Annotated in this window: 13 protein-coding genes; 12 read left to right on the top strand and 1 reads right to left on the bottom strand. The window is 61.7% G+C overall.

Translation table 11 applies throughout. The features are described 5' to 3' along the window. Positions 1 to 77 precede the first annotated feature (77 nt). The 11 genes from WKV53_RS24750 (at position 78) to fabF (ending at position 11,629) form a co-directional block, all read left to right on the top strand. Entirely contained in the window at positions 78 to 275 is a 198-nt protein-coding gene (locus tag WKV53_RS24750) for a hypothetical protein (protein ID WP_341407514.1), read from the top strand. 81 nt (positions 276 to 356) lie between these two features. Beyond that, a complete protein-coding gene (locus WKV53_RS24745; protein WP_341407513.1) occupies positions 357 to 923 on the top strand; it encodes a hypothetical protein in 567 nt (188 codons plus the stop codon). A 109-nt stretch (positions 924 to 1,032) separates the two neighbouring features. Continuing rightward, a complete protein-coding gene (locus WKV53_RS24740; RefSeq protein WP_341407512.1) occupies positions 1,033 to 1,245 on the top strand; it encodes a hypothetical protein in 213 nt (70 codons plus the stop codon). Further along, on the top strand, positions 1,242 to 1,757 hold the full coding sequence (locus WKV53_RS24735; protein ID WP_341407511.1) for a free L-methionine (R)-S-oxide reductase MsrC: 516 nt from the start codon (positions 1,242 to 1,244) through the stop codon (positions 1,755 to 1,757). Before WKV53_RS24740 ends, WKV53_RS24735 begins: the two co-directional genes overlap by 4 nt. A gap of 157 nt (positions 1,758 to 1,914) precedes the next feature. Further along, the gene (locus WKV53_RS24730) at positions 1,915 to 5,787 is read left to right on the top strand and encodes an autotransporter-associated beta strand repeat-containing protein (protein WP_341407510.1); all 3,873 of its coding nucleotides are present in this window, start codon (positions 1,915 to 1,917) and stop codon (positions 5,785 to 5,787) included. 110 nt (positions 5,788 to 5,897) lie between these two features. Continuing rightward, positions 5,898 to 7,961 (top strand): prolyl oligopeptidase family serine peptidase, encoded by a 2,064-nt coding sequence (locus tag WKV53_RS24725; protein WP_341407509.1) that lies wholly within the window; start codon positions 5,898 to 5,900, stop codon positions 7,959 to 7,961. Positions 7,962 to 8,125: 164 nt separating this feature from the next. Further along, complete coding sequence (locus WKV53_RS24720) at positions 8,126 to 8,818, top strand: MotA/TolQ/ExbB proton channel family protein (RefSeq protein WP_341407508.1); 693 nt, start codon at positions 8,126 to 8,128, stop codon at positions 8,816 to 8,818. Next, positions 8,815 to 9,243, top strand: coding sequence for an ExbD/TolR family protein (locus WKV53_RS24715; RefSeq protein WP_341407507.1), 429 nt, complete (start codon positions 8,815 to 8,817; stop codon positions 9,241 to 9,243). Before WKV53_RS24720 ends, WKV53_RS24715 begins: the two co-directional genes overlap by 4 nt. A gap of 86 nt (positions 9,244 to 9,329) precedes the next feature. Further along, entirely contained in the window at positions 9,330 to 10,073 is a 744-nt protein-coding gene (locus WKV53_RS24710; protein ID WP_341407506.1) for a hypothetical protein, read from the top strand. Beyond that, positions 10,070 to 10,312, top strand: coding sequence for a hypothetical protein (locus WKV53_RS24705; RefSeq protein ID WP_341407505.1), 243 nt, complete (start codon positions 10,070 to 10,072; stop codon positions 10,310 to 10,312). Before WKV53_RS24710 ends, WKV53_RS24705 begins: the two co-directional genes overlap by 4 nt. Before the next feature lie 72 nt (positions 10,313 to 10,384). Next, positions 10,385 to 11,629, top strand: a complete 1,245-nt coding sequence (gene fabF / locus WKV53_RS24700; protein WP_341407504.1) for a beta-ketoacyl-ACP synthase II — start codon at positions 10,385 to 10,387, stop codon at positions 11,627 to 11,629. Positions 11,630 to 11,946: 317 nt separating this feature from the next. On the opposite strand, the gene WKV53_RS24695 is transcribed toward fabF, so the two are convergent. Next, positions 11,947 to 12,891, bottom strand: a complete 945-nt coding sequence (locus WKV53_RS24695) for a hypothetical protein (protein ID WP_341407503.1) — start codon at positions 12,889 to 12,891, stop codon at positions 11,947 to 11,949. Between the two features lie 115 nt (positions 12,892 to 13,006). Between WKV53_RS24695 and WKV53_RS24690 the strand changes: the two genes are divergently transcribed. Next, positions 13,007 to 13,405 carry an acyl-CoA thioesterase gene (locus WKV53_RS24690; RefSeq protein ID WP_341407502.1) on the top strand — a complete coding sequence of 133 codons (399 nt, stop codon included), beginning with the start codon at positions 13,007 to 13,009 and terminating at the stop codon, positions 13,403 to 13,405. The last annotated feature ends 632 nt before the right edge of the window (positions 13,406 to 14,037 follow it).

Here is a 14,037-nt window from a genome sequence, read left to right as displayed (position 1 = left end):
CTATCGCGTGCAATGTTAGGAGCGCCATGGAGAATCGAGATCAAGAAGCGGCCGTCGCCCTTTTGAAGGTGTTCGCGATGCTGAAGTTCACGCCTGGGGAGGTCATGAAGATGGGGAGTCTTGAGCCTCTGGTGGAGATGTTCGGCGTGGAAAGGGAAGAGGTTCCGGGTGGGCTTCGATGCCTTTCGGAGCAGGGTCTGGTAGTCAAAGAGGGACATTTCAATTGGTGTTTGACCGAACTCGGCTGCGAAAAGATGCGTGAGGCGAGTGCCTGACGATGTGCGGCATGGCAGTCCAAGGCGTTGTTGGATGCTGGGTCGTGTGGACTGGTGGATCCGTGACCTGATCGTGAACGAATGATCTATGATGATTCCAGAATCGAGCTCTGCAGGAGGGATGATGAACTGGTAATCCGGGAGCGGGATACCTGGCTGGCGCTTTGGCGCCTCCTGGGACTGTTGCCGATGGGGATCGGTGGCTTGGTCCTTTACGTGATGATCATCAACCACAGTCCCCAGTTGGTGGGGGCTCTTCCTCAGCGAGCGATTGGCTTCGTGGTGCTGAGTTTTTTTGGGTGCGCGTTGGGTGTGCTTCCGTTTTGGGCGGGGTTCCACATGGTGTTTGTCCGTCGAGGCTTTACCCTGAGCTTGTCGCGGAGCCGGATCCAAAGCCACGTCTTCTTGTTAGGATATGGGCCGGTATGGACGCGGAATTATCCATTGGAGCTTTTCGACCGCGTGCGGCTCGCACACCGCAAGGTTGGTGCTTTTGGAGGCAGTTGGGCTCTTGTGGTCTCGTGTGCCGGACCTTCGAAGACCCTGGATCTGTTTCTGTTTCGTGATCAGGCCAAGGCGGAGGCTTATGCCGAGGAGATTGGCGCTTTCCTGATGTTGCCGATCGAACCGAAGCGTCCCGTAAGGTGAGCGTGCGAGGGTTCGCGGATTCGAGAGGAGGTAGGAATTCCGGCCGGTTGTGTAGTGGTCGCGCAGACGGGTTCTTGTTTCAGTGAGATCCTGATTTGCCGTTCCTGCTGTGATTGATGGTATCGAATTTATCGTTGAAGGGGTTTTCGAACTCGTCTCTCTCGTCTGGGATGCGGCATCAGAGGTTCGCGAGAGCAGCATCGTGGGTGAGTCGGAGATGGACCGGCAGTCGCGGCGTTTATTGGCGTGGATTTGTGGGGGCGTCGTCTCGCTCGTGGTGTTGGGCGTCGTTTTGTGGCAGTGGCTGATGGGTGGCGGGTGAAATCGCGTTGTTTTGCGAAGCCGGATGAGGAGGATTTGCCCGTGATCCCGACGGCCGAAGAAAAGAAGTCCCGCTATGCCGCTGCCCGCGAACGACTGCATGCGCTGTGGGCGGGGGAGCCGGATGCGATTGCGCGGATGGCGGGGGCGGCTTGTGTGTTGCACGAGGCGATGCCGCATGCGTTTTGGACGGGGTTTTACCGGGTTGTGGGCGGGCAGCTGGTGATCGGGCCTTATCAGGGGACGCCGGGGTGTTCGCGGATCGGGTGGGGGAAGGGCGTCTGTGGGGCGGCTTGGGCGACGGGCGAGACGCAGGTGGTGCTGGATGTGCATGAATTTCCGGGGCACATTGCCTGCGACGGGCGGGCGGAGAGTGAGATCGTAGTGCCGGTGAGGGATGGGCGGGGAGAGGTGATTGCGGTGTTTGATGTGGATTCGACGGAGAGGGCGGCGTTTGACGAGGTGGACCGGGTGGAGTTGGAGGGGATTTTTGCGGGGTGGGGAGAGGCTTGAATCGGCTTGGCTTCGCGGCGGATGGCTTTTGAAGCGGTCAGGTCGGCCTGATATTGGTAACGACAGGTCTGTGAGGGTGTCGCGATTTCGGCCCTTTCCTGTGGAGAAGGGTGGGGGAGGTTATGTGGCATCCGAAATCATGTTTGATTCAACCTCCATGCTCTTCCGTCGTGTCACTGTGGGAAGCCTTGCGCTGGTGCCGATGCTGGCGGGCGCGGTGGATTGGAGTGGGGCGACCGGACCTTTTGGCACTGGCTCAAATTGGAACGGTGGTGCGGTGCCGAATGGGAACTCCGCGAACATTACGAATGGCGGGACGGCGGCGATCACGGGTGGGAATGCGTTTACGGTGACTTCGCTATTCCTGGGAAGTTTCTCGGGAGTTGGTTCGATCACGCAGGATGGCGGGACGATCACGGCGACCTCGCAGGTTTCGATCGGGGGGACGAATACGAATGGCGGGACGGGGACGGGTAGCTACACGATGAGTGGCGGGGCGCTCACGAGCAGTGGTGGTGGGGAATTTTGGGTTGGGTCGCGCGGAGGGACGGGGACGCTGAGCTTGAGTGGAACGGCGGTGGTCACGAGCAGCAGTACGACGAACATCGGGCGCGACGCTGGTGGCACGGGGACTTTGACGATTGCAGGCAACGCCGAACTGAAGACGACGGGCAATGACATCAATGTGGGGGTGGCGAGCGGGAACGTGAACTCGTCCATCACGGTCCGGGATTCCGGCAAGCTGACCTCCGGGAAGGAGATCGCGGTGGGTTTGATAGGGACCAACTCGACGCAAGGGAATCTGATCGTGGAGGACTCGGCTGCGGTCAGCACGGTGAACAGCCTTGTGGTGGGCAAACAGGGCGTGAAGGGCGTGATGACCGTGTCTGACGATGCCACGGTGAATTCGGGGACCTATTTGATCGTGGGCACGGATAGCGGCAGTTCCAACGGGGCGCTGACGATTTCCGGCAATGCCACGGTGAATGCCGCGCGCTTGATCTGGCTAGGCAATACCAGCTCCACCGGTGCGATCACTCTGAATGGCGGGAAGCTGAGTGCGCATGCTTACAATGGTGAAGATGCCGGTGCGGGCATTTCTTTCCGCGGGACCAGCATGATGACGCTGAACGGTGGCATGCTGGAGACCCCGGGCTTCAATCGCACCGGGGGTACGTCCTCGGTGGTGATCAATGGCGGTGTGATCAAGGTGAATGGCATCAGTGCAGGTAGCTTCTTCAATAACTTCGCGACAGGGGCGGTGACGCTTGGGGCGGCCGGGGCGAGCTTTGATACGAATGGCTATGACATCTCGGTAGCGCCAGGGATTTCCGGTGGTGGTGGGTTGGTGAAGTCCGGTGCGGGGAAGATCGCGCTGAACGGGGCGAATACCTATGCAGGGGCGACGCAGGTGTCTGCGGGAAGCATTGGCGGAACGGGATCGATCACGGGGAGCTTGAATGTCGCGGCGGGCGCGATCGTTGCGCCGGGGGTGACGGTTGGCACTTTCACGGCGGGGCCTACGGTGATCGCGGGCACGTATGCGTGTGAGATTTCCGGGGGAAGCTGTGACCGGCTTGATGTGAATGGGACGCTGAATGTGAGCGGTGCGAATCTGGTGATCACCGAGCTCGAGGCTGCGAGTGTTTCGCCGCTGTTCATCGCGTCGTATACGGGGGCGCAACCGGTGCCGTTTGCTTCGGTGAGTGGGGTGCCTTCAGGGTATAGCCTGGACTATAATTATCTGGGGACGAATCGCATCGCGTTGGTGCAGGCGGGTGGGTCGGCGTTCGGTGCTTGGATGGAGGGCTTCTTTCCTTCGGAGGATGATCCGCTCATCGTGGGGCCTGCGGCAGATCCCGATGGTGATGGTCAGCCGAATGCGCTGGAGTTTGCGCTGGGTGGACGGCCTGACGATGGTGCGGGGACGGCGAAGGTTTATGTGGTTGAGTCGGGGGAAGCCGCGCCGGTGGTGTTGACGTTGGCGGTGCGGGCCGGGACGCCGGAGTTTGCGGGGAGTCCGTCGCCGATCGCTTCCCGTCAGGGGTTCCTTTACATGGTGCAAGGTACGACTGATCTAACGGATTTCACGGCTGCGGTAGAGCCGGTGGAGACCGTTGCCACCGGACTTCCTCCGGTACCTGAGGGTTACGAGTATCGGAGCTTCCGGCTGGCCGGGGGAACGGTGCCTGCCAAGGGGTTCCTGCGGGTGGCAGTGACTGCGTATACGGGGGAGAATCTCGCGGTGGGGAATTTCGATGGTACCGATTATGGGACTTGGACTCTAACAGGAACGGCTTTCAACCAAGGCCCGGCGAATGGGCCGTTGATCACGCAACTGGAGATTCAAAACGCGGATGGCGGTGTGGCGAGCAGCGAGATTCAAGGGGATGGGCTGATTGGGACGCTGACCTCGGATGAGTTCCTGATCCAACGGCGTTACATTTCCTTCAGCATTGCGGGTGGCGACTACGAGCACCATGCCTGCCTGAATCTGCTGGTGGATGGGAAGGTCGTGAAGAGTGCGACCGGGCGTTACAGCGATGTGATGGGCGCCGCTTCATGGGACGTGAGGAAATGGTTCGGACAGAACGCGAAGGTACAGATTGTGGATGAGGCGCAGGGCGGATGGGGGCATGTGAATGTAGGTCGCATCCTGCAGACAGATACGCCTGCAGCCTTGCCGGTGGAGAAGGGGGTGCTTTATCAGGAGACGTTGCGGCCGCAGTTCCACTTCACGGCGCGGCAGTGGGTGATGGACCGGCTCAATCCCGGTCAGCGCCAGGAAGGATGGCTGAACGATCTCAACGGCATGCTTTACTATGAGGGCGAGTATCACCTGTTCGCCCAGCGCTGGAACAAGTGCTGGATCCATGCGGTGAGCACGGACCTGGTTCACTGGACGGAGCTGGAGCCCGCGTTTTGGGAGGAGCACCTTGATAGCGGCGTGCAATCCGGGTCGTGCGTGATCGACTATGGGAATACCTCGGGGCTTGCCACCGATCCGGCGCATCCGGCGATGGTCGCGATCTGGTCGCGCAACGACAACAAGAGCCACTGCATTTCCTACAGTCTCGACAAGGGGCGCACGTGGACTCACTACGCGGGCAATCCGGTGCTCGTCTTCCCCGAGCGGGACCCGAAGATCTTTTGGCATGCGCCGTCTAACAAGTGGGTGATGGTGATGTACGGCAGCGGCAAGTATCACATCTTCACGTCACCGAACCTGCTGAACTGGACGAACGAAAATCATCTGATTGCCAATGGGTTCGAGTGCCCGGATTTCTTCGAGGTGCCGCTGGCGGGGAATCCATCGGTCAAGAAGTGGGCGCTGGTGCATGCGGACGGCCGCTACTCGTTGGGGACCTTCGATGGCACGCAGTTCACTGAGGAGACGCCGCGGGTGCTGTGCGATACAGGCGGCAACAATTTCTACGCAACGCAGAGCTTCAACAACGTCGAGACGGGCGATGGGCGGCGGATTCAAATGGCCTGGATGCGCGATTCGACTTTTCCGGGGATGCCTTTCAGCCAGCAGGTTTCCTTTCCGTGTGAGATGACGCTGCACCAGACGCCGGCCGGGCTGCGATTGTTCCGTCAGCCGGTGGCGGAGATTTCACAGTTGGAGCTGCCGGGGCAGAGTTGGAGCAACCTGAATGTGACCGCAGGGCAGCAGGTGCCGCTGGCGGCGAGCGGGGATCTTTTCCGGATCCGGGCGCAGGTGAGTATTCCGGTGGGGGCGACGCTGAGTTTCAATCTGCGCGGGTTTCCGGTGACGGTGACTTCGACCTCGCTGAATGCGGGGACCGGGGCGACGGCGGTGCAGGGTGTGATCAGTAGTGTGGAGCTGCTGGTGGACCGGGCTTCGGTGGAGTCTTATGTGAATGCGGGGGAAATTTCCTGCACGCGTTACTTCCAGCCGTCGCAGGCGGGGCTTTCGATGTCGGCGAGCGGGGGTGCGGTGACGGTGCAGTCGCTGAGCGTGGTGCCGCTGAAGTCGATGTGGGAAGGGCAGGTGGGCGGGGAATAGGGAGGTGGGACTTTGTTGTTCCTGTTCGCTGGTCCTGTGCCAGCGACAGGAATGTCGCTGCTCCTTATTGGTAGGTCGGGCGGATTTCTCCGTATTGGGTGGAGATTGCCATGGATTTCCGCGTTTTTTCCCTGCTGCTGCTCGCCCTTGTTTCACCTGTGCCGAGGCTGTGGGCTGACGGGGCGGCGGATAATCTGGCTGAGAATGTCAGGCCGATTCCGCCGCCGGGGGTGGCGATTCCCGAGGACCAGCGAGTTACTCTAACGGCTGAGACCGCGCGCCTAGGTGCGGCGATCGAGGAGGCCCGGGCGCGGTTGGCTGGCAAGCCAGCGCTGGCTTACCTGCCTGACGTGCAGATCTTCCACAAGGCGGTCGATTGGGCGCTGCGTTACGATGAATTTTACGAGGCGAAGCAGACGGAGTGGGCCTCGGAGCAACTGAAGATGGGCTTCTCCCGTCTGGAGGCGCTGGGCCAAGGGAAGACGCCGTGGTTGGAGCAGACCGGGCTGGTGCCTCGTGGTTATGTCTCGAAGATCGATGGGAGCGTGCAGCCATTTGGGTTGGTGGTGCCGTCGTCCTTCGATGCGAAGCTGCCCCACCGCTGGCGGCTGGACAGCTGGTTCCATGGTCGTGGTGAGAAGCTGAGCGAGCTGGATTTCATCCACCAGCGGCTGACGCAAGCGGGTGAGTTCACGCCGCTGGATACGATCGTGCTGCACCCTTATGGGCGCTATTGCAATGGGCAGCGGTTTGCGGGTGAGACGGATTTCTTCGAAGCGATGGAGGTGGTGAAGCGGGACTATCGGATCGATGAGGACCGAGTCATCGTGCGCGGGTTCTCGCTGGGTGGCGCGGCGTGCTGGCACATCGCGACGCATCATGCGTGGGAGTGGTGTGCGGCGAATCCCGGCGCGGGCTTCAGTGAGACGGAGGAGTTCCTGAACAATTTCCAAGGTGAGAAGCTACAGCCGCGTCCGTGGGAGCGGGAGCTGTGGAACCTCTACGATTCCACCGTGGTTGCGCGGAATTTGGTGAATTGCCCGACGGTCGCCTATAGCGGGGAGATCGATAAGCAGAAGCAAGCGGCCGATGCCGTGGCGCGGGTGGTGGGTGCGAACGGCAGCGGCATCTTCTTGCGCCACGTGATCGGTCCGAAGACGGCGCACAGCTACGAGAAGGGCGCGAAGGCGATTGTGGCGGATGCGATCGATACGATCGCGGAGGGCGGTCGCAGGCGGGTGCCACGCGAGGTGTATTGGGAGACATACTCGCTGAAGACGAACCGCGATGCGTGGATCGAGATCGATGCGCTTGGCGAGCATTGGAAGCCGTCCTCGATCCGTGGCTCCTTCTCGAAGGCGGGCTTTCTGATCGACGTGAAGAACGTCAGCGCGTTCGCGCTGCGCTTCGATCCCGGCACCTTTCCCGAGGAAATCGGCCGCTCCTTCGGTGTCGGTGTGCGGGATGCTGCAGGCGGTCCTGATGCGAAGTATGAGGGTGCCACGGAGGGTGAGGTTTCGATTCCTTCGGACCGATCGCTGCACCTGAGGTTCATCCGCCAAACCGACGGCAAATGGCGCATCGCCCCTGAAAAGACCGAGGGCTTGTGCAAGAAGCACAATCTCCAAGGCCCGATCGATGACGCCTTCATGGACTCCTTCATCTTCGTGCGCCCGACTGGCAAGGCGGCGAATGAGAGGGCTGGTGCCTGGGCTGCGGCGGAGCTAGAGCGGGCGATTCGCGAGTGGCGGAAGCAATTCCGCGGTGAGGTCCGGATCAAGGACGACACTGCGGTGACTGAGGAGGACATCCGCTCTGCCAATCTGATCCTGTGGGGCGATCCTTCCTCGAATGCTGTGATGGCGAAGGTGGGGCCGCAGCTTCCGGTCAAGTGGGGCGGCGGTGCGATCCAGGCCGGGGAGAAGAGCTTTCCCGCTGCGGACCACGCGCTGGTTTGCATCTATCCGAATCCGCTGAACCCGGAGCGCTACGTGGTGGTGAACAGCGGCTTCACCTACCGGGAATATGACTACCTGAACAACGCCCGGCAGACGCCGAAACTGCCGGACTGGGCGGTCATTGATCTGAATACGCCGCCGAACAGCCGATACCCGGGAGCGATACCGGCGGCGGGGTTCTTTGGGGAGAAATGGGAGATGAAGGGGGGATTTTGAATCCCGCAGGCGGGGCGAGAGGCCTCCCGCGGGTAGAAATTTGCCCGTTTTTCGGTTCCCAAATGTTGATTCCACCGGATCTGCTCCCGCCGCTGCCGGGGGCTCTGGCCCAAATCTTTCATCGGGCTGGCCAGATCCTTCGGGGTGGTTTATAGACCGCGCACATGCCGACCGAATTCAACCCCTCGGGCCTCCTGGAAAACGGGGGACTGATGATATGGCTTCAGGCAGCGCTGGCGTTTTTCGGTGCTGTTTTCGTGGTGGAGCGGCTGTTTTTCTTCCATCGGGCCCGCATCAATGTGGGCGATTTGCTCGTCGGGCTGTCCAATCACGTCCGCCGGAAGGCTTATGCGGAGGCGATGCATGAGGCGGCGCGTGCTCCGGGACCGGTGGCCCGCGTGGCTCATGCGGTGCTGTTGAGGCACTCGATGGAGCGTCCGGACCTGCGGGATATCGCACAAGAGGCTGGGCAGCTTGAGGTTCCGCGGATTGAGAAGAACTTGCGCGGGATTCTCGGGGTGGCTCTTTTGGCCCCTCTGACCGGTATGTTGGGCACGGTGCTGGGGCTGTGGAAAACCTTTCAGCAGATCAGTTCACATGGCGGCTATGCCAGTCCATCCGAACTGACCACGGGCATGGTCACCGCGTTGGTAACTACGATCGTGGGCCTGACGATCGCGATCCCGGCGTATCTGTTTTACCTGTATTTCCTCGGCCGGACGAAACGGCTTTTCCACCGGATCGAACGCACGGGTATCGAGATGGTGAACATGATCTGCGACGCCCGGATTGATACTGGCATCGTCTCGATGCGGGATGAGCTGGAAGCCCGCCGGCGCGAAGAGCGGAAGAAATGATGAAGCTGGAATCGACGCTGCCGGAGCGGCCGGGGTTCCTTTTCGTGGTGCCTGCGTTCAATCTGTTCGCGCTGCTGCTGGTGTTTTTCCTGCTCGGTCCGTCCTTTGCCAGCCAATCGGGCGTGGCGGTGGAGTTGCCGGTTTCGCGTTTCCAACTGGAGCGTCAGGCGGATGTGACGGTGGTGACAGTGACGGCCGGTGAGCCGCCGGCTTTCTGGGTGGAACGGGAGCCGGTGACGCTGGCGCAGCTTTCGGAGCGGCTGGATGCGCGGCGCGGGAGTGAGACGGTGCTGCTGCGGGTGGACAAGGGCGTGGCAGTGGAGACGCAACGCGAGGTCGCGGAGGTGGCGTTGCAGAAGGGGTTGAAGGTATATTTGCTGGGGCAGCCGGCGGAGGGTGGGGAAAAATCGAAAGAAACGCCATGATGGGCTTTTACGGGGAGTGCGGGATTCGTTCCTGTCGAACTCACCGAGCTGCTTTGGCGGAATGAATTCCGCGCTCCCAGTGACTTATGTTCAACCTCCGCCACAAACGCACGACCCGGGACCGCGAGAGCGGGCTGGTGTTCCAGTGGCGTTTGCCGGTGGGGCATAGCATGCGCTTCATGCTGGCGTTCGGTTTGGTGGCGCTGATCACCGCGGGGCTGGCTGCGAGCGTGAGGGTACGGGTGGGCAATGTTTCGCGGCAGCCGGAGCGGCGGGGGACGATGATCCTGGTCCCGCAGGGCGAGGAATGGCAGTCTTTGGAAATGCAGGCGCTGGAGGCAGGTCCGATGCCGCGGCGGGCCGATCCGGTGGAAGATCCGGCGGTGAAGGGCTTGATGGACGAGGCAATGGCGAAGGCGCGTCCGCCGGGCTATCGCTATGAGCCGAAGCTCCGCTCCGTGACCGTGGAGATCCCGATGGCGGCGGCGAACCGGGAGGAAAAGGTGTCGCTCGGCGTGTTGCCGGCGTTGCCGGTGCCCGATCCGCCCTCGCAGGGGCCGCCGCTGCCTGATCCCGCGCGGCCGCTGGTTCTTTCGAGTGGCGATGTGCGTGCCATGGCACCGGAGTCGGTGCCGCCGGCATCGCTGGCGCGGGGCAACCGGTATCTGCTCGGGTACGATGCCAACGGCCACGTGACCCGGGTGACGCCGCTTTTCTCCGCCGAGCCGGTCGTGGATGACAGCGTGGAGCAGTGGCTCCGGCAGGTGACGATCGAGGGCGGTGACAAGGGTGGCGGCTGGACGGCTGTCGAAATCTCCAGTGGATCATGATCGAGCTCTCCCTGACTGAACTCGCCGCGTGGGCCATCGGGATCACGATGGTGGTGGTGGTTTTTTTCGAGTGGATCTCCCGCTGGTCGGCGGGAAATGCCGAGCGGCGGTCGGTGCGGAAGCGCGTGAATTGCCGGCTGTGCCTGCTGGTGGTTGAAGACGAGGGGCGCGGGCGTATTTTCCACTGTCCTCACTGCGGGGCGGAGAATGAACGCGGCCGCAACCGGAGTCTGGGATGAGGCTTGCCACCCACCCCGGGAGACACTAAGGACCCCCGAAATTCCCGTCACGCCACGCCCAACTCACACATCATGAGCGAAAGAAGAGTCGTCATCACCGGTATCGGCTGCGTCAGCCCCCTTGGCAATGATCTGCAAACCACGTGGGACGGCCTGAAGGCCGGGCGCAGCGGCATCGGGACGATCACCCTGCTGGATCCGGCACCGTATGAGTGCAAGATCGCGGGTGAGGTGAAGGACTTCGCTCCGGACCAGTATTTCAACACTCCCCGTGAGTCTCGCCGCTCGGACCGATATGTGCAGTTCGCGGTGGCAGCGTCGAAGATGGCGCTGGCGGACAGCGGCGTGGATCTGGAGAAGGTGGATCGCCGCCGTTTCGGCGTGATGGTGGGCAGCGGCATCGGCGGCCTGGGCACGCTGGAGCGCGAGCATGAGGTCTGCCTGACGAAGGGACCGAAGCGCGTCTCGCCTTTCACGATCCCGATGATGATTTCCAACATCGCGAGCGGCATCATTTCCATGGAGCACGGTCTCTACGGGCCGAACATGGTGATCGTGACGGCTTGTGCGACGTCCAACCACAACATTGGTGAGGCGTGGCGCATGATCAAATTCGGCGATGCGGATGCTTTCCTCTGCGGTGGTGCGGAGTCGACGATCCTGCCGATGGGCTTGGCGGGCTTTGCCAACATGAAGGCGCTGAGCACGCGGAACGATGCACCGGAGAAGGCGTCGCGTCCCTTTGATGCGGACCGCGATGGCTTCGTGATGGGTGAAGGTGCGGGCGTGGTGGTGATTGAAGAGCTGGAGCACGCGAAGGCTCGCGGTGCGAAGATTTATGCGGAGCTGGTGGGCTATGGTGTGAGTGCGGATGCGCATCACCTGAGTGCGCCATCGCCGGATGGTTCCGGTCCGGCTTATGCGATCGGGATGGCGCTCAAGCACGCGAAGCTGAATCCGGAGGATGTGCAGTATCTCAATGCGCACGCGACCTCGACTGGGCTCGGTGACATTGCGGAGACGCGGGCGATCAAGCTGGCGTTCGGCGACTACGCTACGAATGGGCTGATGGTGAGTTCGACCAAGTCGATGACGGGGCACATGCTTGGTGCGGCCGGTGGTATCGAGCTGATCGCTTCGGTGATGTCGATCGTGGAGGGTGTAGTGCCGCCGACGATCAACGTGGAAAACCAGGATCCGGAGTGCGATCTGGACGTGGTGCCGAACACGGCGCGCGAGGCGAAGGTGGATGTGGCGCTGAGCAACAGCTTCGGATTTGGCGGGCACAATGCCTCGCTGCTGGTGAAGCGGTTCTAAGGCCGGTTTTCGAGACGTCGTAGGCGGCGCTCAGTGAGTCGAGCTCACTGGGCTCCTGCGGCGTCTTTGTTGAACCGCGAAAGGACGCGAAAGTGCGCGAAATTTAAAGGCAGGAAGAGGACTGGCCTGAATTGAGCGGCTGTGGTGTGGAATCCTGCGGTCCTAGGGAAGGGCGGTGCGGGCTTGAAGGGGAAAGCTGGGTTGTTAGGTGCTTCGAGTCCGCCTGAAGGCGGGACTACGTACGCTTGGAGGCGGGCGGTGAGGGGTGGTTCGGGATAGCGGGGACAGGAGTGTCCCCGCTCCTCAAGGGGAGTCGGCTAGCGGGATTTTCGCGTGGCGATTTCTTGATCGATTTTCGCCAGGCGGTCCCGGTCGACGGGGTCCGCTTCGGCGAGGGGGCGGGTGGTTCCGGTGGCTAGTTCGGTGCATTGCCAGGCGGATTTTTCGAAGCCCGATGGAAGGTCCTTGGCTGAGCCCTGGCGGGGCTGGCCAGCGTTTTTCCAGAGGATGAGCTGGCCTTGGACGTGGAGGCTCTTCGCGAGGTCATTCGCGGCGGGGTGCTGTCCGGCGATCCCTTGTTGGTGCAAAGCGATTCCCGGTTTCCAAGTGGTCCAGAGGATCTGGTGGTCGCTGACCTCGCCCTTGTCCGTGAAGAGCAGGCGGGAGAGGAAGGGGTATTCGCCGGTGGCGATGCTGAGGTGGCCGCTACAGACGAGCACGCCGTCGCCCCAGGCGATGTCGCGGATGGTGAAGTGCTCGAACTTGGGGGGCGCTTTCAGGAAGCGGTCGCTGCGGAGCTTGCGGATGATCACCGGCTTGTAGTCGGGAGCGAAGAAGGCGCCGACGCAGGACCAGCGGAGGACGGTGGCGACATCGCCGCGGGCGTTCATGCTGGCGACGGGCTGCGGTGCCCGTGATTCATCGTGATAGAGGAGGAACTGGTGGCCGTCCTCGGTCGCGGCGACGAGGTGATGAAAGAAGGAAGGCTTCGCGGAGACGGGATTCGCGGTGCAGTAGTGAAGCAGGCGGGTGCCGCCGCTTTCGCCGATGAGTTGTGGGGGAGACTTGGAGAAGCGCTGGGGATTTGTGGCAGAGCCCGGGGTCACCCGGTTGACGACGGCGTCTTCCAGAGGCGGGAGGTCCAGAGCCTCCTCAAGTGGAGGTGGAAGGTCGTCCGGGGCGGGGAGAAGATCCTGAGCCGGTGCGGAGGGGATGAGTCCGGCAAGGAGACTGGACAGGATGACGGCGCGACCCGGTTTCATTGGCCGGGAGTGAAACGTACCGACGGGAAATTGTGGAGGTGGAAAGCGTGAAATCCCCGGCAGGTCTGGCGGGCCCGCGCTTGCGGCCTGGAATTTCGCTCGTCATACCATGCGCATGATCGAGCCGCTCCATGTTCATCCGGCGCAGGTTTCCTTTGCGGATACCGATTGCAGCGGGTGGCTGCATTTTCCGAAGATCTTCCGCCATGTGGAGGAGGCGGAGCATCTGTATCTGCAACAGCAAGGGATCGTGGTGATCGACCGTGAGCTCGGGGGATGGCCGCGAGTGCATGTGTCGTGTGACTTCAAGCGGCCGCTGCGGTTCGGGGATAAGATCGAGGTGCAGCTGGGGATCGAGCGGATCGGGGCTGCTTCGGTGAGCTGGGTGTTTGAGGTGGTGAAGGAGGGTGAGGTGTGTGCCTTTGGGAAGATGACGACGGTGCGGGTGGATTGTGAGGGAAAGCCGCTGGTGATCGATGAGGGGACGCGGGGGAAGCTTCAAGCGGTTCCCTGAGCGACGGCTTTCTTCTCACCTGCTGCGCTGAAGTCTTTTCGCGTGGTAGTGAAGGAACGTGGCCCGAGCGCAGTTGAAGAGGCAGAGGATCAGGGAGGCTCCCGCGAAGTAGAGGAGGAGATTGGATTGCCAATTGATCAGCCAAGTCCCCCACGCCGTAGTTGCCTTCGCTGGTGCCGCAAAAGATGCAGAGAGCAAGAGGCTGATGACAAAAATCATAAACCAGATGCCTGAGCGTCCCTGGTGAATGAAGACTCTGCCAGTGATTCCCTCTACTTCATTCGAAGGGGCCAGAACCTGATCATGCCGGGGATCGTGGGGCTGGCCAGTGTTAGTCGAACTTTCGGCTTCGGGGTTCACTTGATTGATGAAGTAAACGCCAATCGCTGCATTTCGTCAAAAAATCGACGCTCTGGTTGGCGTTGTCTTCGCGACAATCCGGGGAAAAGGCCGGGGAGCTTCCGGCGGAGGAGGAAAGAGAGGCCGACCTGTAGCCAGATGCCTCCTCCACCGGAATCACACACAGAAAGTCAGATCACTTGGCCGGGGCGGTGATCGCATGCGGGTGGCATGTGTCGGGACGATGCGGGATTCGGGGGCGTGGCGATATTCCGGGATCGCGGGGGAGTGGG

Source organism: Luteolibacter sp. Y139 (genome assembly GCF_038066715.1).
GTDB lineage: Bacteria > Verrucomicrobiota > Verrucomicrobiia > Verrucomicrobiales > Akkermansiaceae > Haloferula > Haloferula soli.
The sequence above is the reverse complement of the archived record's forward strand: the minus strand, read 5'-3'. Positions and strand labels throughout refer to the sequence as shown.

Bases quoted from the DNA above. Each gene is read 5' to 3' on its own strand.
- WKV53_RS24705 (WP_341407505.1), top strand. From the start codon at position 10,070: ATGATCGAGCTCTCCCTGACTGAACTCGCCGCGTGGGCCATCGGGATC.
- WKV53_RS24715 (WP_341407507.1), top strand. From the start codon at position 8,815: ATGATGAAGCTGGAATCGACGCTGCCGGAGCGGCCGGGGTTCCTTTTC.
- WKV53_RS24695 (WP_341407503.1), bottom strand. From the start codon at position 12,891: ATGAAACCGGGTCGCGCCGTCATCCTGTCCAGTCTCCTTGCCGGACTC.
- WKV53_RS24720 (WP_341407508.1), top strand. From the start codon at position 8,126: ATGCCGACCGAATTCAACCCCTCGGGCCTCCTGGAAAACGGGGGACTG.
- WKV53_RS24690 (WP_341407502.1), top strand. From the start codon at position 13,007: ATGATCGAGCCGCTCCATGTTCATCCGGCGCAGGTTTCCTTTGCGGAT.
- WKV53_RS24750 (WP_341407514.1), top strand. From the start codon at position 78: ATGCTGAAGTTCACGCCTGGGGAGGTCATGAAGATGGGGAGTCTTGAG.
- WKV53_RS24725 (WP_341407509.1), top strand. From the start codon at position 5,898: ATGGATTTCCGCGTTTTTTCCCTGCTGCTGCTCGCCCTTGTTTCACCT.
- fabF (WP_341407504.1), top strand. From the start codon at position 10,385: ATGAGCGAAAGAAGAGTCGTCATCACCGGTATCGGCTGCGTCAGCCCC.
- WKV53_RS24730 (WP_341407510.1), top strand. From the start codon at position 1,915: ATGCTCTTCCGTCGTGTCACTGTGGGAAGCCTTGCGCTGGTGCCGATG.
- WKV53_RS24745 (WP_341407513.1), top strand. From the start codon at position 357: ATGATCTATGATGATTCCAGAATCGAGCTCTGCAGGAGGGATGATGAA.
- WKV53_RS24710 (WP_341407506.1), top strand. From the start codon at position 9,330: ATGTTCAACCTCCGCCACAAACGCACGACCCGGGACCGCGAGAGCGGG.